This is a genomic window from Leifsonia sp. A12D58, from assembly GCF_047530025.1.
In the GTDB taxonomy this organism is placed as follows: Bacteria; Actinomycetota; Actinomycetes; order Actinomycetales; family Microbacteriaceae; genus Cryobacterium.
This window is the reverse complement of sequence record NZ_JBLJAT010000001.1, coordinates 286,922-308,377: the sequence shown is the minus strand read 5'-3', so window position 1 is coordinate 308,377 and position 21,456 is coordinate 286,922. Positions and strand designations below refer to the sequence as shown.

The 21,456-nt window shown below is 63.6% G+C and carries 18 protein-coding genes; 6 read left to right on the top strand and 12 right to left on the bottom strand.

The genetic code is table 11. The features are described 5' to 3' along the window. Positions 1 to 36 precede the first annotated feature (36 nt). Positions 37 to 870, bottom strand: a complete 834-nt coding sequence (locus ACMT3I_RS01570; protein WP_414802684.1) for an aldo/keto reductase — start codon at positions 868 to 870, stop codon at positions 37 to 39. Between the two features lie 77 nt (positions 871 to 947). Then, positions 948 to 1,349 carry an ArsR/SmtB family transcription factor gene (locus tag ACMT3I_RS01565; protein WP_414802683.1) on the bottom strand — a complete coding sequence of 134 codons (402 nt, stop codon included), beginning with the start codon at positions 1,347 to 1,349 and terminating at the stop codon, positions 948 to 950. A gap of 349 nt (positions 1,350 to 1,698) precedes the next feature. Between ACMT3I_RS01565 and hrpA the strand changes: the two genes are divergently transcribed. Further along, the gene (gene hrpA / locus ACMT3I_RS01560; protein ID WP_414802682.1) at positions 1,699 to 5,535 is read left to right on the top strand and encodes an ATP-dependent RNA helicase HrpA; all 3,837 of its coding nucleotides are present in this window, start codon (positions 1,699 to 1,701) and stop codon (positions 5,533 to 5,535) included. Between the two features lie 41 nt (positions 5,536 to 5,576). On the opposite strand, the gene ACMT3I_RS01555 is transcribed toward hrpA, so the two are convergent. The 8 genes from ACMT3I_RS01555 to ACMT3I_RS01520 form a co-directional block, all read right to left on the bottom strand. Then, complete coding sequence (locus ACMT3I_RS01555) at positions 5,577 to 6,329, bottom strand: amino acid ABC transporter ATP-binding protein (RefSeq protein WP_414803507.1); 753 nt, start codon at positions 6,327 to 6,329, stop codon at positions 5,577 to 5,579. Positions 6,330 to 6,379: 50 nt separating this feature from the next. Further along, a complete protein-coding gene (locus ACMT3I_RS01550; protein ID WP_414802681.1) occupies positions 6,380 to 7,405 on the bottom strand; it encodes an amino acid ABC transporter permease in 1,026 nt (341 codons plus the stop codon). Further along, on the bottom strand, positions 7,405 to 8,295 hold the full coding sequence (locus tag ACMT3I_RS01545) for an ABC transporter substrate-binding protein (protein WP_414802680.1): 891 nt from the start codon (positions 8,293 to 8,295) through the stop codon (positions 7,405 to 7,407). The genes ACMT3I_RS01550 and ACMT3I_RS01545 overlap by 1 nt, the downstream gene beginning before the upstream one ends. A gap of 134 nt (positions 8,296 to 8,429) precedes the next feature. Beyond that, on the bottom strand, positions 8,430 to 9,644 hold the full coding sequence (locus ACMT3I_RS01540) for an amidohydrolase family protein (protein ID WP_414802679.1): 1,215 nt from the start codon (positions 9,642 to 9,644) through the stop codon (positions 8,430 to 8,432). Between the two features lie 63 nt (positions 9,645 to 9,707). Next, positions 9,708 to 11,003: an ABC transporter permease gene (locus ACMT3I_RS01535; RefSeq protein WP_414802678.1), complete on the bottom strand. Its 1,296-nt coding sequence runs from the start codon at positions 11,001 to 11,003 to the stop codon at positions 9,708 to 9,710. After that, the gene (locus tag ACMT3I_RS01530; protein WP_414802677.1) at positions 11,000 to 12,112 is read right to left on the bottom strand and encodes an ABC transporter permease; all 1,113 of its coding nucleotides are present in this window, start codon (positions 12,110 to 12,112) and stop codon (positions 11,000 to 11,002) included. The genes ACMT3I_RS01535 and ACMT3I_RS01530 overlap by 4 nt, the downstream gene beginning before the upstream one ends. Then, entirely contained in the window at positions 12,109 to 13,677 is a 1,569-nt protein-coding gene (locus tag ACMT3I_RS01525) for an ABC transporter ATP-binding protein (protein WP_414802676.1), read from the bottom strand. Before ACMT3I_RS01525 ends, ACMT3I_RS01530 begins: the two co-directional genes overlap by 4 nt. Before the next feature lie 14 nt (positions 13,678 to 13,691). Continuing rightward, complete coding sequence (locus ACMT3I_RS01520) at positions 13,692 to 14,750, bottom strand: BMP family lipoprotein (protein WP_414802675.1); 1,059 nt, start codon at positions 14,748 to 14,750, stop codon at positions 13,692 to 13,694. Between the two features lie 196 nt (positions 14,751 to 14,946). Between ACMT3I_RS01520 and ACMT3I_RS01515 the strand changes: the two genes are divergently transcribed. Genes ACMT3I_RS01515 through ACMT3I_RS01500 form a run of 4 tightly spaced genes read left to right on the top strand, consistent with a single transcriptional unit; the run spans position 14,947 to position 18,912 of the window. Continuing rightward, complete coding sequence (locus ACMT3I_RS01515) at positions 14,947 to 16,356, top strand: amidohydrolase (protein ID WP_414802674.1); 1,410 nt, start codon at positions 14,947 to 14,949, stop codon at positions 16,354 to 16,356. Next, positions 16,356 to 17,126: a creatininase family protein gene (locus ACMT3I_RS01510; RefSeq protein ID WP_414803506.1), complete on the top strand. Its 771-nt coding sequence runs from the start codon at positions 16,356 to 16,358 to the stop codon at positions 17,124 to 17,126. Before ACMT3I_RS01515 ends, ACMT3I_RS01510 begins: the two co-directional genes overlap by 1 nt. Next, the gene (locus tag ACMT3I_RS01505; RefSeq protein ID WP_414802673.1) at positions 17,123 to 18,151 is read left to right on the top strand and encodes a LacI family DNA-binding transcriptional regulator; all 1,029 of its coding nucleotides are present in this window, start codon (positions 17,123 to 17,125) and stop codon (positions 18,149 to 18,151) included. The genes ACMT3I_RS01510 and ACMT3I_RS01505 overlap by 4 nt, the downstream gene beginning before the upstream one ends. A 56-nt stretch (positions 18,152 to 18,207) precedes the next feature. Next, complete coding sequence (locus ACMT3I_RS01500; RefSeq protein WP_414802672.1) at positions 18,208 to 18,912, top strand: alpha/beta fold hydrolase; 705 nt, start codon at positions 18,208 to 18,210, stop codon at positions 18,910 to 18,912. 66 nt (positions 18,913 to 18,978) lie between these two features. Here ACMT3I_RS01500 and ACMT3I_RS01495 read toward each other — a convergent pair whose 3' ends face one another. Together ACMT3I_RS01495 and ACMT3I_RS01490 are read right to left on the bottom strand one after the other, a co-directional pair. After that, positions 18,979 to 19,170 (bottom strand): hypothetical protein, encoded by a 192-nt coding sequence (locus ACMT3I_RS01495; RefSeq protein ID WP_414802671.1) that lies wholly within the window; start codon positions 19,168 to 19,170, stop codon positions 18,979 to 18,981. Between the two features lie 91 nt (positions 19,171 to 19,261). Further along, the gene (locus tag ACMT3I_RS01490) at positions 19,262 to 20,116 is read right to left on the bottom strand and encodes a sulfurtransferase (RefSeq protein WP_414802670.1); all 855 of its coding nucleotides are present in this window, start codon (positions 20,114 to 20,116) and stop codon (positions 19,262 to 19,264) included. A 95-nt stretch (positions 20,117 to 20,211) separates the two neighbouring features. Here ACMT3I_RS01490 and ACMT3I_RS01485 point away from each other — a divergent pair, with 95 nt between their 5' ends. Then, positions 20,212 to 21,420, top strand: coding sequence for an MFS transporter (locus ACMT3I_RS01485; RefSeq protein WP_414802669.1), 1,209 nt, complete (start codon positions 20,212 to 20,214; stop codon positions 21,418 to 21,420). Positions 21,421 to 21,456 lie beyond the last annotated feature (36 nt).

The following is a 21,456-nucleotide window of genomic DNA, read 5'->3' as shown; positions in this document are numbered from 1 at the left end:
GACGGGCGGATGCACGTGTACGTGAATTCTCTGCGGTCAGTTGACCTCATTGGGGTGGGCGCCAACGCGGCCCACACGCTCAAGTGAGGTGATCGCCGACATCTCAGACCTGGTCAGTTCGAAGTCGAAGACATCGAAGTTCTCAATCATGCGCTCGCGCCTGGTCGACTTGGGGAAGACAATGTTGCCCGTCTGCAGGTGCCAACGGATGATCACCTGTGCTGGCGTCTTGCGGTGCGCTTCGGCGGCAATGGCGACGACGTGCTCGTCGAGCAAGGGGTACTTGCCCTGACCGAGCGGGCCCCATGCTTCGATCTGGATGCCATGACGGCGGGCGAACGCCGTGGTCGCCGGCTGCTGGTGTGCAGGGTGCAGCTCGATCTGGTCGACGGCCGGTACGACATCCGTTTCGGCCAGCAGGCGCTGCAGGTGCGGCTCAAGGAAGTTCGAGACGCCGATCGAACGAGCGCGGCCGGTTTCCCTGATCTTCTCCAGCGCCTTCCAGCTCTCGACGTACTTGTCTTGTGCTGGCGTCGGCCAGTGAATCAGGTACAGGTCGACGTACTCGAGACCGAGCTTCTCCAGGCTTTCGTCGAATGCGTCGAACACCGACTCAGTACCCTGCCTGTCGTTCCACAGCTTCGTCGTGATGAAAAGGTCTTCGCGGTCAATGCCTGAGCGGGCGATCGAATCGCCGACACCCACCTCGTTGCCGTAGATCGCTGCCGTGTCGATGTGCCGATAGCCCACCTCAAGGGCATCGGTGACGATGCGCATCGTCTCGTCCGGGTCAACCTTGAAGACACCGAAGCCGAGCTGCGGAATCGTGTGGCCATCGTTGAGTGTGAGGGTGGGCACCGTTTTTGTCATGCGACAACACTATTCACACTTTTCACACTTGGGGCGAAGGCACCCGTCACTCCCGTGCACGGGAGAGCCGGATGCGCTCAGTTATCCCGCTGCCATGGGTCGTCGCGAATGCCTGCGCCGCGGCGTCCGGCCCGCGACGGTCTTCCCGCGCCCTTGCGCTGCACCCCTGCTTTGGTTGGGTCGCCCGGCGCATTCCAGCCGAGACGTTCGTCCCACTTGCGGCGCAGATCGGCGACTTCCCATTCGAGGCGGGAGACGGCGTCGTCGCTCAGCCGGTATACCCGGCTGTTCCACTCGGCCCGCACCTCGAGAAAGCCTGCGTCGAGCATCCGTCTCGTGTGCTTAGACACCGCGGTTGCGCTGATCCCGAACTCGAAGCCGACGACAGCAGCGAGCTCTCCGGCCGTATGCTCACCACTCGCGAGGATGTCGACGATGCGGCGACGAACGGGCTCTGCCATGACCTGGAACGGATGCATGATCGGAGGCTAACCGGCAGTCGAGTCTGCCGATGAGCGATCGCTGCACTGTGTGGAGAAGTGGCCTGCTCTAACAGCGCATGCGGAGTCGCGGTGTCGGCGGTGTCGGCGGTGTCGGCCGAATTTTGTAGCGGCTGCCCGGGCGCGCTCCACAGCTGGCGGACTCCGAAAAAGTGTTCTGAACTTCCGAGTCATATGACCCGGAAGTTCAGAAGCGTTAATCGGGATGTCCTCCGGGCTTGAGCTGACTGAAACTTGGACTGCGCGGACAGAACGGGGACTGCGGGAGCAGCGGGAGCAGCGGGAGCAGCCCACGCTCACAAGCCACAGCGAATACGATGGAAAGCTCATGGAACCTGCACCGCTTCCCCCCATTAACTTTCCTCCTGAGCTGCCTGTCAGCCAGATGCGCGAGGAGATCGCGCACGCCATCCGCGACAATCAGGTCGTCATCGTTGCCGGCTCGACCGGATCGGGCAAGACGACACAGCTGCCGAAGATCTGCCTCGAACTTGGCAGGCAGAACATCGGACACACTCAGCCCCGGCGTCTCGCCGCTCGCACCATCGCCGAACGCATCGCAGATGAACTCGGCCAGGAGGTCGGAGAGCTCGTCGGCTACCAGGTGCGTTTCACCGACAAGGTCGGTTCTGGCACCCGCATCAAGCTGATGACCGACGGCATCCTGCTGAACGAGATGCACCGCGACAAACTGCTGCGCAAGTACGACACGATCATCATCGACGAGGCTCACGAGCGCAGCCTCAACATCGACTTCCTGCTCGGCTACCTCAAGCAGTTGCTGCCGAAGCGACCCGACCTGAAGCTCATCATCACGTCTGCGACGATCGATCCGCAGAGCTTCGCCGCCCACTTCGCCTCGGCCGACGGCACACCGGCACCCATCGTCGAGGTGTCTGGCCGCACCTATCCCGTCGAAATTCGCTACCGCCCGCTTGTCGCCGATGCTCTCACCGAAACGGATGACGACAGCGACGTGCTCGACAAGGCCGCAGCGGCCGTCGACCGCGACTACATCGAGGGAATCAGCGCAGCCCTCGATGAGCTGGAGCGCGAGTCGAACGGCGACGTGCTCGTCTTCCTTTCCGGAGAGAACGAAATCAGGGACGCCGCAGACGCACTGCAGGGCAAGTTCGCCTCGTCGAACCGTTCAAGCCCGACCGAGGTGCTGCCGCTCTATGGCCGGCTCTCATCTGCCGACCAGCACAAGGTGTTCCAGCCGTCGTCCATCGCAGGCGTTCGTCGACGCATCGTGCTGGCCACCAACGTTGCAGAGACCAGCCTGACCGTGCCAGGCATCCGGTATGTGATCGACGCCGGTACCGCCCGCATCAGTCGATACAGCGTCCGCTCCAAGGTTCAGCGCCTGCCGATCGAAGCAATTTCACAGGCATCGGCCAACCAGCGAAGCGGGCGAAGCGGCCGCACCAGCGATGGCATCGCCATCCGCTTGTACTCAGAGGACGACTTCAACAAGCGTCCCGAGTACACCGAACCCGAGATCCTGCGCACCAATCTGGCCGCCGTCATCCTGCAGATGATCTCGCTCGGCCTGGGCGACATCGCCGCATTCCCGTTCTTGACGCCGCCGGATTCCCGCGGCATCAAGGACGGCCTCGACCTGCTCGCTGAGCTAGGCGCAACGCGAAGCAAATCTGCCACACCCACGCTCACCCAGATCGGCCATCAGCTCGCCAAGCTGCCCATCGACCCGCGCTTTGCCCGTATGGTCGTCGAGTCGAAGCCCCAGGGCACCAGCCGCGAGGTGATGGCGATCGTTGCCGGGCTGACAATTCAGGATCCACGGGAGCGTCCGCTCGAACGACGCCAGCAGGCCGACGAGCAGCACGCCAGGTTCGCGGACCCGACGAGCGATTTTCTGTCATTGCTGAACCTCTGGAACTACATCGAGAAGCAGCAGGCCGAGCTCGGATCGAGCGCGTTCAGGCGGATGTGCAAGAACGAGTACCTGAACTACCTGCGCGTGCGTGAGTGGCAGGATGTCTACCGCCAGCTCAAGCAGCTGGCCAAGCCGCTCGGTCTGCACATCGGGGATCCGGCGGTCAATCCGGACGGCATCCACCGCTCGTTGCTTGCCGGTCTGCTCTCGCACATCGGCTTGAAAGACACCGCCAAGCGCGACTATGTCGGCGCCAGACAGCAGCGCTTCGTGCTGTTCCCCGGCTCAGCGTTGGCCAAGAAACAGCCGAACGCGGTGATGAGCGCCGAGCTCGTCGAGACGAGCAGGCTGTTCGCTCGCATGAACGCCGCGATCGATCCCGCCTGGGCCGAGCCCCTGGCCGGCGATCTCTGCAAGCGCAACTATTCGGAACCGCACTGGGAGAAGAAGCAGGGCGCGGTCGTCGCCTACGAACGCGTCACTCTCTACGGTGTGCCGATCGTTGCCAGGCGCCGCGTGCAGTTCGCCAGGGTCGACCAGCCGGTTGCTCGCGAGCTGTTCATCAGGCATGCGCTCGTCGAGGGCGAGTGGGATATCGACCGCATCGACAAGCGTCTCACCGCCTTCGACCGCGCCAACCAGAAGCTGCGTGCCGATCTGGCCGAACTCGAAGAGCGCACCAGGCGTCGCGACATCCTGTTCGATGATGAGGCTGTCTTCGACTTCTACCAGCGCCGTATCCCGGCCGACGTCTTTTCTACCCGCACGTTCGAGACGTGGTGGAAGAAGGCCAGACTCGAAACGCCTGACCTGCTGACCATGACCGCGGAGACGCTTGTCGCCGAGGACACCCCCGAGATCGACGAGACGCTCTTTCCGCCGGTGTGGCAGCAGGGCGACCAGAAGTTCGCGCTCAGCTACCGCTTCGAGCCGGGCTCGGATGACGACGGTGTGACAGTTCAGGTTCCACTCGCGTTGCTCGCCCGGCTCTCCCCTGCAGGTTTCGACTGGCAGGTGCCCGGCTTCAGGCTCGATCTGGTGACCGCGCTTATCAAGTCGTTGCCGAAGGCCATCCGGCGCAATGTGGTTCCGGCCGCTGACTGGGCAGCCAGGCTGCTGGCCGAATTGCCGACGCCCGTTTCTGGCACTGTTTCAGCGGATGCCGAGCCGTTCACGCAGGTGCTGGCCACTCTCATCCAGCGCCTCACGCATGTGCCGGTGAGCCAGTCAGACTTCGATCTGGCCCGCGTGCCCCGGCACCTGCGGATGACGTTCAAGGTCGTCGACGACCGCGGCCGGGCGATTGCGAGCGGAACCGATCTCGGGCAGCTGCAGCGTCAGCTCGGCAGCCGGGCCCGTGACAGTGTTGCGGCGGCCTCTGCTGCCACCCCGAATGCCATCGAGCGCAGTGGCCTCACCACCTGGGACTTCACCGAACTGCCCCGCTTCATCGATACGAAGCAGGGCGACAACACTATTCGGGCGTACCCGACGCTGATCGACGACGGATCATCCGTCTCGATCAAGCTGATGAGCACCGAGGCCGAGCAGGCCCGTACCCTGCCGGACGGCGTGCGCCGCTTGCTGCTCCTGGCCACCCCGTCGCCGGTCAACTATGTGCAGCAACACCTCACCGGCACCGAGAAGCTCAGCCTGTCGACCAGCCCGTACCGGTCGACACAGGCGCTCTTCGATGACTGCCTCGCTGCCTGCATCGACGACGTGCTCTACCGGGTGCAGCCAGACGGCCTGGTGTTCATGAAGGTGCAGTTCGACACGCTGCGCGATCGGGTGTCTGGCGTGGTGATGGACTCGATGTTTGAGACCGTCGGCCTCGTCGCTCGTATTCTCACGGCATCCAGGTCTGCAGACAAGGCGCTCAAGGCCTCGACGAGCATGGCGTTGCTGCCCGCGATCAGCGATGCCAGGGCGCAATTGTCCGGACTCGTGTACCCGAACTTCGTGAGTGCAACGGGTCTGACGCAGCTGCGGCACCTGCCGCGCTATCTCGGCGGCATCAACGCACGCCTCACCAAGCTCGTCGAGAACCCGTCACGAGACAGGGTCTGGATGAACGAGGTACAGGCCGCGCAAGCGAAGTTCGCGGATGCCGGCGGCACGATTCCGCTGAAGCCGCACTCCCCTGCACGTCTGATGCGTGCGCGCTGGATGATCGAGGAGCTGCGCATCAGCCTGTTCGCCCAGGAGCTGAAGGCTGCCGAGTCGGTGTCGTTGCAGCGGATCCAGAAGGTGCTGGCCGGCTGAGCCGGCTGCACTGGATCCGCCGCAACGAGTGCTGAGTTTCCCTACAGCACCTTCGACAGGAACGCCTGCGTGCGTTGGTGTTGCGGGTTCGCCAGCACCTCACGCGGGTCGCCGGATTCGACGACGACGCCACCATCCATGAAGACGAGTGAGTCTGCGACCTCCCGGGCGAAGCCCATCTCGTGCGTGACGACGATCATCGTCATGCCCGACTTGGCCAGCCCCTTCATCACATCGAGCACTTCGCCGACGAGCTCAGGGTCGAGCGCACTTGTCGGCTCGTCGAAGAGCATCAACTTGGGTTCCATCGCCAGGGCCCTGGCAATGGCCACCCGCTGCTGCTGCCCGCCGGAGAGATGCGCTGGGTAGTAGTCGGCCCTGTCGGCAAGGCCGACCCTGGCCAGGAGATCCCGAGCACTCTGCTCGACCTTGGCCTTCGGCAGCTTCTTCACCCTGATGGGCGCTTCCATGACGTTTTCTAGAGCTGTCATATGCGGAAACAGGTTGAAACGCTGGAACACCATCCCGATCTCGCGACGCTGTTTCGCCGCTTCCTTCGGGTGCAGTTCGTAAAGCTTGTCGTTCGCCTCCCGGAATCCGACAAGCTGACCGTCAACACTCAGCCTTCCGGCCGAAAGCACTTCGAGGTGATTGATGCAGCGCAGGAACGTCGACTTGCCGGAGCCTGACGGCCCGACGAGGCACATCACTTCGCCACGCTTCACCTCGAGCGAGATGCTCTTCAGCACCTGGTTCGAGCCAAAGCTCTTGGAGACTCCCTCGGCGAGCACCATTGGCACCTCGGTGCGGGCGTCAGGCGCGGGCGCGGGGATGAACGTGTCGGTCATCGCATGCCTCCATGCCCTGGATTGATCGGCGGATTGTCGGTATCAGTCGGGGGAAGCACAACCGTCGGCTGGTTTGCCGCCGTGACGGGCAGGGTCCCCGTGATGGTGCCTTGATCGCCCTTCTTGTCCGGACGACGGTCACCCACTCCGCGGGCGAATCGCTTCTCCAGGAAGTACTGCCCCACCATCAGGATCGAGGTGAAGAACAGGTACCAGATGGATGCCACGATCAGCAGCGGAATCGGATTGAACGTCTCGACTGAGATGTCCCGCGAGCGTGCATAGAGGTCGAAACTGAACGGCACCGCGATCACGAGCGAGGTCGTCTTCAGCATCGAAATCACTTCGTTGCCTGTCGGCGGGATGATGACCCGCATCGACTGGGGAAGGATCACGCGGCGCATCGTCTGGAACCAGCTCATGCCAAGCGCCGTCGCTGCCTCTTCCTGGCCGCGGTCGACCGACAGGAGTCCTGCACGCACGATCTCAGCCATATATGCGGCTTCGTTCAGCGCCAGGCCGATCACCGCGAGCATGAATGGCGTGAGTGCGGCGTCAGTACCGATTGAGATCCACGGCTCGGTGAATGGAATCCCGATGTCGATGCTCGAGTAGATGATCGCGAGCAGGCCCCAGAACGTCAGCTGCACATAGACAGGTGTGCCCCGGAAAACCCAGAGGTAGAACCAGGAGATGCTCTTCAAGACCGGATTCGGTGACAGCCGCATCACGGCCAGCGCAACGCCGAGCACCACGGCGATCACCATCGAGTAGACGGTGAGCTGGATCGTGACGAATGCCGCCTCACTGATGCGGCGATCGAACAGGTATTTACCCACGGATGGCCAGTCGAATGCCGGCCGCTGGGCCGCATCAATGATGAACAGCACGAAGATCACGATCAGCACCACGGCGAACGTATTGCGCCACGGGTGCTTGAGTCGGATCGCCTTAATCGGCTCAGACTCGCCGCCACTCTCCGGTGGCATCGCCACCGGAGAGCTCTGAGCGGTGTCGGTCATTAGCCGTTCGTCGCCGCGTTGATGGTGATGGTGCTGATGCCGCCATCCGTGACGCCCCAGGTGTCAAGGATCTTGCCGTACGAGCCATCGTCGACCATCGACTGCAGTGCAGCCTGGACTGCCTTGGTCATCTCTGAGCCCTTCTGCACGGCGATGCCGTACGGAGCAACATCGAAGCTCTTGCCCGCGGCTTCGAGCTTGCCGTCGGTCTTCGAGATGGCATAGCCGGTGACGGGTGAGTCGGCACTCAGCGCATCTGCCTTACCCAGCACCACAGCGTTGGTCGCGTCTTCCTGGGCGTCATACTTCTGCACCTCGATGGCGGGCTTACCCGCTGCAGCGCAGGCCTCATTCTTGGCGGGGAGTTCGTCGGTCTCTTCGACGGTTCCGGTCTGCACCGCGACCTTGAGGCCACAGGCGTTGTCTGGGTCGACTGTCTTGCCTGTCGGAGCAGCCCACAGGATGCCGGCGTTGTAGTAGTTGACGAAGTCAACCTGCTTCTCACGCTCGGCGTTGTCGGTGAATGACGACTCACCGATGTTGACCTTGCCACCGGTGATGCTCGGGATGATGTTCTCGAACTTGGCGACCTGGTACTTCGGGGTCAGGCCGAGCTTGGCTGCGATTCCGTTGGAGAGTTCAATGCCCCAACCGATCGGCTGGCCGGACTCATCCTTATATTCATTGGGCGGGTAAGCCGCATCGGTGCCGATCAGGAGGGTGCCGGTGCTGGCAATGTCTGCCGGTACGAGGGCCGCGGCCGTATCGTCCTTGGCGATCGCGCTGGCATCACTCGACGTGTTTGTTGCGGGCGTCGAGTTGTCGACGCAACCTGTGAACATCAGCACAACTGCCGCTGCCACTGCGGGGAGTACGATTCTTGCGCGCATTTCTACCTTCTATTTCTGGTGTGATACAGATCTCGGGTGGTGCGAACTTCGGGTGACAAGAGCGTACCCGCTTGTAGTAATGCGAGCCTATAACAGCGTCCAGACGCAGATTCCGTGCGTAGATAACGTTTTGGCTAGCGCGGAAGCTCACCGAAGACGACGCGACCGCGCGCGACGACTGCAACGATGTTCGCCACGTCGAGGGCTGCGGCGTCTTCCCACGGACGACCGCGCATTACGACGAAGTCGGCCAGGTAGCCAGGCGCGAGAGTTCCGAGCGAGTCTTCATAGCCGATGACCTTGGCCGCACGGCTGGTTGCGGCCTGCAGCGCGCGTTCCGGGGAGTAGCCGAGTACCTCGGCCATCCGCCGTACTTCGGCCATCTCGTCACCGAACTTCACGTGGAATCCGTTGGCGTCGGTGCCGAGCACGAACTCAGCTCCGATGTCTGCGGCTGCTCGCATGAGCGCATCACGCGTGACAACCAGCTGCTGTGCCTTTTCGCTCTGCTCTGGCGAGACGCCCGGCATGCCGTTGGCGATGACGTCGTTGATGAGAAGCGTCGGGGCCAGGGTGATTCCAGCAACGGCGGCAGCAGCTGCCTGCTCTGCGGTGATCAGGGTTGCGTGCTCCAGGGAGTCGACGCCGGCGGCGATCGCCACGTCGATGCCGTCTGCGGTGTGTGCGTGCGCAGCAACCTTCATACCCAGGGCGTGAGCTTCGTCGACGACCGCATCGATCTCGGCGCGGGTGTAGTTGCGCCAGGCCGCCTTGTCGCCGTCGGAGAGCACGCCGCCGCTGGTGGCGATCTTAATGCCGTCGACACCGGCTCGTGCCCAGTAGCGCACCAGCTTGCGGCACTCATCAGGACCGTCGGCCGTCGGCTTCCTGATCGGGTGCGCCGCCGGCGTGAACATGTCGCCGTGGCCACCGGTCATTCCGACAAGGCCATAGGCCAGCACCCGGGGGCCTTCAACGAGTCCGCCCTCGATGCCTCGACGCAGTGACACCTGCACCTCGTCAGCAGAGAGGTCGCGCATCGTGGTGACGCCGGCCTGCATCGCACGCCTGGCGTGGGCAAGACCGTGCAGCACCTGCTCCTCCGGCCGCGTGGTGAGTGGCCAGGTGAGGAAGCCAGCCTGCTGTTTTCCCGCGTTGCCGATGAGGTGCACGTGGGTATCGATCAGGCCGGGGATCACGCTGAGGCCAGCACTGTCTGCTTCGATGGTTGTCGCTTCGCCGACCGACGTGATGACGGCATCCGTGTCGCCGTGGGTCCAGGTGAGAGTTGACGGACCTCGGCTGATGCGGCCGTCCCAGAGTTCGATGCCGGTCAGGGTGTGCTGCACGATGCGTTTCCTTGCTGATTGAACGAGTCGGGGGGTGCTGAAGCTGATGCGCCGAAGCGCGGATCAGGACTTTGAGTTGCGGCGCGGTACGAAGGAGCCGAGAGCTGCCGGGGGGCGCATCACAGTGCCGGCCACCACGAGCACCGCGAGGGTGACGAGGTACGGCGCGGCGCTGGAAAGAGCTGTCGGCAGGGGTGCCCAAAAGAAGACAGCGAGCAGGACGAAGCCCAGGATCGCTGACGGGATACCGGCACGGGTGCGGCCGCGCATCATGCGCATCGCGGCCAGGCCGATGAAGACGATTGCCAGCATGAAGATCAGCGCCCGTAGCGTCTCAGGACGGCCGAGTCCGATGGCGTCACTGAGGCCGAAGAGCGCCGATCCCAGGAAGACACCCGATGGCATCCAGTTACCGAACAGAAGCGTGGCCAGACCGATGAAGCCTCGACCACCCGTCTGGTTCTCGACATAGCCCTGCGAGATGAGCACGAGGTAGCCCCCGGCGAAACCAGCCATAGCACTACCGGCAAGGACTGCGATCCAGCGCGTGCGGTGCACGCTGCCGCCCAGGGCCTGCAGTGCAGCCGGCTTTTCGCCGGCAGCACGCCAGCGGAGGCCGAACGGTGACTTCCAGAGGATCCAGGCGGTGAGCGGGATGAGCAACAGTCCGATGATCGCGGCGAGTGAGACATCACGGGTCAGTCCACCGAGCACACCGCCGATCTGGGCGATGACAGGCGTTCCGGTCTCTTCCAGAGCCCGCGCCACATCGGGAGTGCCCCAGCCGCCGGAGAGGAAGGGCATACTCACGCTCGGCACATTGCCGCCGATGCGGGGCGACCTGGCGATGGTGCCGCCGTCCATGCCGGCGAAGACCAGGTCGGACATGAACCGGGCGACTGCCGCGGCAATGACGTTGATCGATACACCGACGATGAGCTGGTTGATGCCCATCTCGATACAGAGCACGGCCATCAGTACACCGAAGACGAGGCCGCCGACCATGCCGCCGACGAGAGCTGCCCACGGACCCCAGAGAAAACCGAACAGTCCGGCCATCCAGGTTCCGCCGATCATCATGCCCTCGAGGCCGACGTTGATCACGCCGGCACGCTCGGAGTAGAGGCCGCCCATGGCAACCACCGCGATCGGTACCGTCAGCCGAAGCGCAGAACCCCAGGTTGATGAGGCTGTGATGCCAGGCGCGTCAGCGATGTAGCGAGCAAGGATGAGCAGCGCGAGGCCGAGAAGCACCCAGCGCAAAACTGAGCGCGCCTTGACGACTCCGAGCGACGGCGGGCGGCGAAGGCCCGTCGAATTGTCGAGGTCTGGGCGGTTGAGTGTCGAGATGAGCGTCATGCCACGCCTTCCGCGTCTGCAGTGATATCCGGGTGTCGTGCAGCGTTCCGCCGGTTGCGCATCGCCTGCCAGAGCGAAATCTTCTTGTCGGCACGCTCAGTGATCCAGTAGCCGACGGCCGAGCTGAGCAGCACGACGGCCATGAACACCTCGCCGACCTCTGTCGGCAGCTGGACGAGTCCGAGCACCTGCGAACTGCGCGCGACGAACGCGAGCACGAATGCACCGATGGCCATGCCGATCGGATGCTGCCTGCCGAGCAGGGTGGCCGCCAGACCGGTGAACATCAGGTCGGTCGGCAGCGTGCCGTCGAAGCGATATGCGGTCGACAACACGTGCGGGAGTCCGACCAGACCGGCAATGGCACCCGAGATGAGCATCGAGATGATGATGCGCTTCTTGACGCTGATACCGGCCGATTCAGCGGCTTCTGGCGAGCGCGCTGCAACGCGCATCGTGTAGCCGAACAGGCTGCGGTTCATCACAAGGTAGTAGAACAGGCCGACGACAATCGCCACGAGCAGGAACCCGGTGATCGACGTGCGGTTTCCGATTCCGAGGTCGATCAGCACCGGCATCGCACCGTCTGCGCCGATGACCTCTGTGCCGGTGTTCTGACCACCGCCCGAGCGGAAGACATCGGCGAGCAGGATCGCCACTACCGTCGTCGCGATGGCGTTCAGCAGAATCGAGGTGATGACCTCGTTGACCCCGCGGTACACCTTGAGCAGCGCGGGGATCAACGCCCAGAGGGCACCCACGATGCAGGAGATCAGCAGAGTCAGCGGCAGACGGATGGCGAGTGGGAACGGCAGCGAGGCCGCAGCGACTGCACCGGCGAGCGCCGCCATCCGGTACTGGCCGTCGACACCGATGTTGAAGAGGCCCATCCGCACGGCGAATGCGCCGGCGACAGCCGCCAGATACAGCGGAACCGCGTTGTTGAGGCTCGAGACGAGAGAGGCCGGTTTCGTGCCGTACTCCCACATCACCTGGTACGCCGAGCTGGCGCTGTAGCCACCGAAGGTGAGGAACAGCGTCGTCACCAGCAGCGCGAGCAGGATCGAGATCACGGGGCCGGCAACGGCAGTCAGGATGCGGCGGATCATCGAGTGATCTCCCCTTCTAGGAGTTCGGGGCCGTCAAGGTCGAGGCTGTCGCCGGACTTCGCGCCTGTCATGTACAGGCCCAGTTCGGTTGCGGTCACCGATGCAGGGTCGAGGTCTGCCACCACGCGCCCGCCGTACATCACGAGAAGGCGATCGGACAGCGCAAGCAATTCGTCAAGGTCTGCCGAGACGAGCAGGGTGCCGAGGCCTCTGTCGCGAGCAGCGATGAGCTCGGCCCAGACAGCGCTCTGCGCACCGATGTCGACGCCGCGGGTGGGGTGGGCAGCGACCAGCACACTCGGGTTGGAGCTGAGCTCTCGCCCGAAGATGAACTTCTGCTGGTTTCCACCCGACAGCGCGCCGGCTGGAGTTGCCGGGGTGCCACCGCGCACATCGAAGCGGCGGATGATGTCGGCCGCGATCTTCGTCGCTGCCTTGCGGCTGAACCACAGGCCGCGCCGCACCGGCTGGCGCGACTGGTAGCCGAGTGCCGCGTTGTCGCGCAACGAGAAATCGAGCACGACGCCGTCGCGGTGACGGTCTTCAGGGATGTAGGCCATGCCGAGGTCCCTGCGGGTGACTGTCGGCAGCGTCGAAATATCGCGGCCGGCCATTGTGACGATGCCGGTGCTGGCCACACGGCCGAGCAGCGCCATCAGTAGTTCGGATTGTCCGTTGCCTTCGACACCGGCAATGCCGACGATCTCGCCGGCGTGCACCTGGACGTCCATCGCATCCAGTTTCGGACGCTCACCGAATTCACCGACGGTGAGGGCGGATGCCGAGAGCACCACCTCGTCGCCGGGCGGTGTGAGACGTGGTTCGACAACCGGCATGTCGACCTCGACCATGAGCGCGGCGAGTTCTGCTGCGGTGGTCTGCGCCGGAGTCGTGTGCCCGACGACCTTGCCGCCACGGATGACGGTGATCTCGTCAGCGAATGCCAGAACTTCGTCAAGCTTGTGCGAGATGAAGAGCACTGCTGCGCCCTGGTCGGTGAACTTGCGAATTGAGGCGAAGAGAGCATCAGCTTCACTCGGCACCAGAACCGCTGTCGGTTCGTCGAGGATGATGATGCGGGCGTTGCGGTAGAGCACCTTGAGAATCTCAACCCGCTGTCGGCTCCCGACACCGAGATCACGCACGAGGGCGTTGACGTCGATGTCGAAGCTGTTCGCCTGAGCCAGTTCGGCCACGCGCCGCTTCGCTGCGTCTGCATCGATGCGGATCGGGCTGCCGGGCTCATCGGCGAGAACGATGTTCTCCCAGACGCGCAGGGCGTCTGCAAGCAGGAAGTGCTGGTGAACCATGCCGACGCCTGCCTGTTGGGCGTGGCGCGGCGATCGGAAATCCTGAACGATTCCGTTGACCTCGATGGTTCCCTCATCGGGCTTCTCTTCACCCGCGAGAACCTTCATCAGGGTTGACTTGCCCGCTCCGTTCTCGCCGACGATTGCGTGAACTGAGCCGGCACGAACTGCGACATCAATATGGTCATTCGCCGTGAACGTTCCGAATCGCTTGACGATTCCGCTCAGACGGACCAGCACTTCCTGCTCTTCCATGTGGTGCGTACTGCCTAGAGCGCAGTCGGAACAGTGATCGTTCCGTTGATGATGTTCTGCTTGGACGTTTCGAGCTTGTCTGCAATGCCGTCGACGAATCCGCCGCTTGTCGAGTAGCTGACGCCGCCGGTCGACAGGTCGTAGACCTGCTCGCCTGCTTCAAGCGTTCCGGCCTCGAATGCCGTGATCACATCGGTGACGGCGATATCGACGTTCTTCACCGCTGATGTGAGGATGAACGGCTTGATGTCGGCGTCGACCTGGTTATAGACGTCGCCGTCGACACCGATCGCCCAGACCTTCTTGGCATCCGTGCTTGAATCCTTGGCCTGCTCGTAGACGCCCTGGCCTGATCCACCCGCAGCAGCGTAGATCACGTCTGCGCCACCGGCGTACATGGATGCTGCTGCTTCCTTACCCTTGGTCGGGTCGGAGAAGCCGGAGAAGTCACCGAGCGGCGACAGGTAGGTGGAGTCGACGATGATGTCGGGGTTGACCGACTTCGCACCTGCTTCGTAGCCGACGAAGAAGTTCTGGATAAGCGGCTGGTCGACGCCTCCAACGAAGCCGATGTGGCCACTTGTTGAGGTGAGGGCTGCCGCAACACCGACAAGGTACGACGATTGGTTGGCTGCGAACGAGATGGTGGTCACGCCGTCAATCTCGGTTCCGAGGTCGACGTCGATGTTTGCCAGCGACGTGGTGCCACGGTCAGTGGTCTGCTCCATGGGGGTGCCCCACTGGTAGCCGATGCCGATGGCCAGGTCGGAGTCTTCTGACAGGGCCAGGTCGAGGCGATCCTGGTAGTCGTCGGTGTTCGGGCTGGAGAAGTCGAGGGCGTTGAAGCCCAGCTTGTCCTGCGCAGCGGTGAAGCCGTTGTATGCGCCGTCCATGATGGAGAAGTCGCCGCGGGTGCCGTACAGCAGGGCGATGGTCGATGCATCCGGGTCGGTCACCGACGCCGACGTGGCCGTCTTGCCCGAGCAGCCGGTGAACACCAGGGCTGCTGCGAGACCGAGGGCTGCGCCCGCTGTGACGCGGGTGAGCGTTGACTTCCGGAGGGGGTTAATCACGGGAACTCCTTGAAATGTAATCGATTACCTCCGATTGAAGCATGCGGGCGGAGATATTCGAGGGGTAGAACGATTAGGCAGGGGCCAACGTCCACTGAACAACTTACATCTCAACGATTTCATGTACGTTACGCGTTTCATCAAATCGGGTAATCGTTGTCATTTCCTTATCCAAAAATTGTGACAGGCTGACGTTATGACTGCGAGCAACTCTGCGCCGATGATCATCACCGGTGCCACCGTCCTCACACAGACCACTCGGCCTGCGCCCGGTTACCCATCGCTGCCGAGCGACGATCGTGCAGCGCGCGGCAGCGTGGAGTTTCTGGAGAACCACGCCATCGGCATCCGTGGGGATGCGATCGAATGGATCAAACCCACCGCCGAGGTGACACCTGCCGAGCTGGCCGGCGCTGAGATTATCGACGGCCGCGGAAAAGTTGCCATCCCCGGCATGATGAACTCGCACACGCACTCCCCCATGACGATGTTCCGCGGCTCGGCAGAAGACGTGCCGACCCATTCCTGGTTCAACGAGCACATCTGGCCGATGGAAGTCAACCTCACCGAGCGCGACGTGCGCCTCGGCGCCGAACTGGCCGTCGGTGAGATGTTGCTCGCCGGGGTGACGAGCTTCGCCGACCACTACTTCGCCACAGATCAAATCGCCGAAGTGGTCGCACGCAGCGGCGCTCGTGCAATGCTGGCCTCCACCTTCTTCTCGTCGCAAGGTCAGGCCGGAGTCGAAAGCTCCGCAGCATTCGCCGAAAAGTGGAACGGAGCCGCAGGGGGTCGCATCACGACGGCCATGGGCCCGCACGCCACGTACACCGTCGATGACGCTGACCTGCGCACGACCGCCGAGCATGCCAGGCGGCTCGGCATCCGCACGCACATCCACGCGGCCGAAAGCCTCAGCCAGACCGAGTCGAGCCTCGCCAAGCGCGGCGTGACCCCGATACAGGTGCTGCACGACACCGGCATCCTCGAAACCGGCGCACTCATTGCGCACGGCGCCGGCATCATCGAAGACGACCTGCGCTGGCTCACGCCCTATGCCGACCGTGTCGCCGTCGGCTCGTGCACCAAGGTGTACATGAAGCACGCGCAATCGGGCGGAACCCCTGTGCGGATGCTGCACGATGCCGGCATCACCGTGGGCGTCGGCACAGACGGCCCAGCATCGCACAATACGCTCGACATGCTGGAAAGCCTGCGGTTGCTCTCCCTCGCCGAGAAGAACCACCACAGCGATGCGACCTGGCTCACGTCTGCGCACGCCCTCGACCTGCTCACCAGGCAGAGCGCCGACCTGTTCGGCCAGGGCCACATGCTGGGCAAGCTGCTGCCCGGGTACCGCGCAGATATCGTGCTGATCGACACCCGCAAGCCGCACATGCAGCCCATGCACGATCTCGCTGCGGCCCTTGTACTCAGCGTCAAGTCGAGCGACGTCTCGACGGTTGTTGTCGACGGTCAGGTCGTCGTGCGCGACGGCGTGCTGACCACACTCGACCTCGACCCGGTCATCGATGAACTCAACTCCCGGATTCCCCAACTCACCGATCTCTCGCACGGCCGCAGCATCCAGGACTACCAGCCGTGATGATCGAGGCGGTACGAACGCCATGGACCGATGTCGCCGCCCACCTCGCCGGCGGTCACGGCATTGCCGTGCTGCCGTTCGGTGCGCTCGAACAACACGGCCCACACCTGCCCCTCGGCACAGACACCATCACTGCCGCATACGTGGCCAGGCAGATTGCGACTCGCCTCGATGCCGTGCTGCTGCCGCCCGTGCACTACGGCGACACCTGGAACAACGCTGGGTATCCGGGCACATTGTCGCTTGCACCGTCGACCGTCACGGCAATCGCCGTCGACCTCGGGCGGGCGCTCGCGGCATCCGGTGCGGGCGGCCTGGTGATCGTCAACGGCGATTGGGGCAATCGCCAGCCTCTCTACTCCGCAACGCGAACATTGCTTGACTCCGGCGCGCTGAACACGATAACTCTTGACTACCCCGGTATGGATGACGCCATCACTATGCTCAGGGACAGCCATCCAGCAGCGCCTGGACTCAACCACGCCGAAGAGATCGAGACGTCAATCATGTTGCAGCTCACTCCGGAGGATGTGCGGCAGGACCGCTACGTGTCCTGCTATCCCAACTTTCCCACCGATTTCGGCACCACTCCGATGCAGCTGCATCGCTTCTCGGAGTCCGGCGTGTTCGGCGACCCGGCTTCGGCTAGCGCCGCGAAGGGTGCGGCCATCCTGGATGCCACTGTGACGGCATCCGTCGCAGTGCTTGACGACTTCATTGCCACGGTTCGTGCCTCACGGCAGGGCGTGCAGACGCGGTCGACCGCATGAGCGCCGCATCCGCGCCGACTCTCGCTGCCGTCGCCGAATTGGCCGGTGTGTCGATAGCGACAGCCTCACGGGCGCTGTCAGGTACCAAACCTGTCTCTGCGGATGCTGTCCTACGGATTCAAGATGCCTGTCGCGTACTCGGCTACCGGCACAACGCGGTGGCAAGCGCGCTGCGGAGCAAGCGGTCAGGCACCATCGGCCTGCTGCTCCCCCGCTACAGCACCGGCTTTCTCTCCACTCTGATCGAGGCTGTCAGCGCCGCGCTTGATCGGCAGGGGCTGTCGATCGTGCTGCGCTATATGGAACCAGACGCTGTGACAGACAACGAGCACATCGAATCGCTGCTCGCACGCCAGGTCGATGGCATCATCGTGTGTCCGCCGACCGAGGCAGCAAGTCGCGCCTCGATTTCTGCGGCCGGCAACGTGCCTGTCGTTCAGGTTGGACGCTACATCGACACCGATCACACCGATTCCGTCGGCCTCGACGACGCCAGGGCGACGGCGCTCCTGATCACCCACCTTGCCGAGCGCGATGCACGGTCACTCTCTGTCGTCGGACTCAATCCCGACATCGCCTCCGATGCCCACAGACTCACCGCACTCGGCGCAGCTGCGACGCGTTCGGGCGTCATCGTAGCCCCACCGATCACCGCGGCGCCCACCGTCGCTGGCGGCATCGCTGCCGCCGAACTCCTGGTGGCCGCTGCCGGCCCAGAGCTGTCACAGTTCAGTGATGCGATCGTGTGCGTGAATGACGATGTCGCGAACGGATTGCTCGCCGTACTGCGCATGGAGGGTGTCGCGGTGCCTGGACAGGTGCAGGTCTGCAGCCTGCTCGACGTCTCATTCGGTGAGGACGACGAACGCAAGATCACCACGCTTCGGCACCCGTGGCCGGCGATGGGCCGAGAGGCAGTGCGATTGCTGCTTGACGACCTCACTCCAGACCCACTGCGGATCGCGCGCCGCGTCGTTCTCGCGCCACAGCTCGTGCAGGGTGCATCGACGCGATCAGCCGACTAGCGAGGCGACTGGTCGTTGCATTGCCGGATGTCGGTGGATGCCCGTATGGTCGCGACATGGACATCATCTTGGTACCCGGATTCTGGCTTGACGCATCGTCATGGTCGGCGGTGACACCGCCGCTGGTCGCAGCAGGGCACCGAGTGCATCCGCTCACTCTGCCCGGGCTCGAGTCGGTCGAGTCATCCCGCGCGGGCATCGGCTTGCGTGACCACGTCGACGCCGTCGTCGCGGCGATCGATGCGACGAACGGCCCTGTCGTGCTCGTCGGCCATTCAGGTGGTGGGGCGATCATCCACGGCGCAATCGACGCGCGTCCCGACCGCGTGGTTCGAGGGGTGTACGTCGACAGCGGTCCACTTGCCGATGGCAGCGCGATCAACGACACTCTCCCGTTTGAGGGCGATGACATCCCGCTGCCGCCGTGGGGCCTGTTCGATGACGCCGATCTGGTCGATCTCGACGACGACCTGCGAGCGATGTTCAGGGCTCGCGCGATTCCGGAGCCGCGGGGAGTTGCATACGACGAACAAGAACTGCACGACGAGCGCCGCTACGACGTGCCCGCGACAATCATCGCTTGTGAATTCCCGTCGTCGCTCTTTATCGAGTGGATCACTGAAGGTCATCCGTACGTGGTAGAACTCGGGCATCTCCGCGACGTCGAGTACGTCGATCTGCCAACGGGGCACTGGCCCCAGTTCACCAAACCGGCCGAGCTCGGCGCGATCATCCTGGCTGCGGTTGACCGCTCGGCCTGAATCGGCTCTTGGCCAGCCGCGATCTCAGCTCCCTGCTCTCAGCTCTCAGCTCTCAGCTCTCAGCTCTCAGCTCTCACTGTCATCACTGAGGAGAAGGTCAAGTCGAAGCTTTCGTTCGGCGGTGACGGCGTCGAGAGCGCGCGTAGCCGACAGCATCAGCCGGATCAAGGCAATGGCGATGACCACGATAAGTACGATGCTCAGCACCAACAGGAGCAGATAGACGAACGGAATGAGCACCGAGGAGTTGTAGAACATGATTGTGAACCTAGCTCAGTTCGCCTCAATTATCTGGCAAGACCGGGTTAGTCACGCCAGAGTCCTCGATACGTGCTGCCATACTCACGCGCTACGCCGGTGCGTCACCCGTCTCGACCGGGCGACCGGGCAGGTTCGACCACTGCGACCACGAGCCCGGGTACAGCACAGGCTCATATCCCGCGAGCACGAGGGCGACTGCTTCGTGGGCGGCCGTCACTCCCGAGCCGCAATAGACGCCGATCTGCTCGGAATCCGCAGCGCTACCGGCACCCGCACCCAACGCCTCGAAGCGGTGTCGCAATTCCGTTGGCGAGAGGAACCGACCGTCAGCGGCCAGGTTCTCGGTCGTGGGCGCGCTTCGTGCACAGGGGATGTGTCCTGCCTTCGGATCAATCGGCTCAATCTCCCCGCGGTACCGAGCACCGGCCCGCGCATCGAGAAGCAGTCCGGTCGATGCCAGGGCTGCGGCCCCGTCGGCGTCGAGTACAGGCATCAGTCCCGCGCTCAGAGTGATCGAGCCGGGAGTGATCTGTTCTGGTCCCTCGACCAGTGGGAGCCCGGCAGCGCGCCACGCAGGCAATGCGCCATCGAGCAGCAGCACGTCCGTAATCCCGGCATCCTTGAGCAGCCACCAGGCTCTGGCGGCCGACAGATTACCGGCACCGTCATAGACAACGACAGTGTCGCCATCATTCAGACCCCAGCATCGCGCGGCATCCTGAAGGGTCTCGCGAGAGGGCAACGGATGCCGCCCGTCGGCCGGTTCACCGTGGGAGGCGAGCTCTGTGTCCAGATCGGCATACGCGGCACCCGGGATATGCCCTGCGAGGTATTCGCCGAGCCCTGGCGGGCCTCCTAACGCCCACCTCACATCGATCACACGGATGTCGGTGCGGTCAGCCAATTCGGCTGCGAGTTGCTCGGCAGAGATGAGGGTCTTCACCCGCTCAACGGTACCGCTCTCCCGGCCTTCAACCACCAGTTGTTCACCCGGCAGCGCTGTGGCGAAGCAAAGCGGAAGTCGTAGAATGGTTCATTGTGAGTAGCTACATCGAACTTCTGAAAACCCCGGGCGTTGCCCGAATCATCGCAGCTCAACTCACGGCTCGTTTCCCGTTCGGAATGCTGTCTCTCGCGTTCCTGATTCACATCGAGCAGGCATACGGTTCGTATGCAATCGCGGGCATCGTTCTGGCCGCGATGAGTATCGGTCAGGCAATCGCCGGCCCCCTCACCAGCCGGCTGATGGGCCGACTGGGTATGCGCCCGGTGATCCTGGTCACCCTGGCCGTCTGTGCAATATCGATCATCCTGATGGCCCTGCTGCCACTGCCGATCCCCGGTCTCGTTGCCCTCGGATTTGTAGCCGGCCTGTCGATGCCGCCTATCCAGCCCGCCGTGCGCACCATCTACCCCAAGATGGTCAACTCCAGGCAGCTGACCCCGCTGTTCTCTCTCGACGCCTCTGCACAGGAGATCATCTGGGTACTCGGCCCAGTCATCGCCACCTTCGTCGCCATCCAGGTGAATTCGGCTGCCGGCATCCTTCTGGCCGCCGTCTTCCTGATCGGTGGCGGCCTCTGGTTCGTCGCATCCCCCGAGGTCGGTCGCGTTCGTATCCCGCGCAGCAAGCGCAAGTTCGGCGTCGTCCTCAGACGCCCCGCCGTGCTGCTCAGCACTGTCGTCGGCTTCATGCTCGTTGCGTCCACCGCTGCGGTCGAGGCCGGTGTCGTCGCATCCTTCGGACACGGCAGCTCATCCTCTGGCTGGGTCCTGGCGATCTTCGCGCTCGGTTCCCTCGTCGGAGGCCTCGCCCTCGGCCACATGCAGATAGGCCCGTGGGCGCTGGCAGGCAGGATGCTCATCGTCACCTTCGGCATGGTGCTCGCCAGTTTCTGGCTCAATTTCTGGTGGCTCTCCGCCGCACTGTTCGTTGCCGGCATTGGCATCGCGCCCGCCTTCGCCGTCTTGTTCGGCATCGTGTCAGCCAGCGTCAAGTTCTCTGACACCGCTGAAGCGTACGGCTGGGTCGGCACCGGCCAGCTCATCGGTGCAGCCCTCGGATCCGCCATCGCCGGATTCATGATCGATCACTACGGCGCGCAGTCAGCACTCATCGCTGCCGCGGCCTTCGCCGCACTCGGCTGCCTTATCCCTGCGCTCGGTCGCAAGTGGCACCCCGACCTTCGCGGTCGCGACGCCAGCCCGATTCCCGACACCGAGCCCATAATGATCCAGACTTCTTAGGCTTGACCCCCGCACAGCCCGCTACTCCGACAGCCC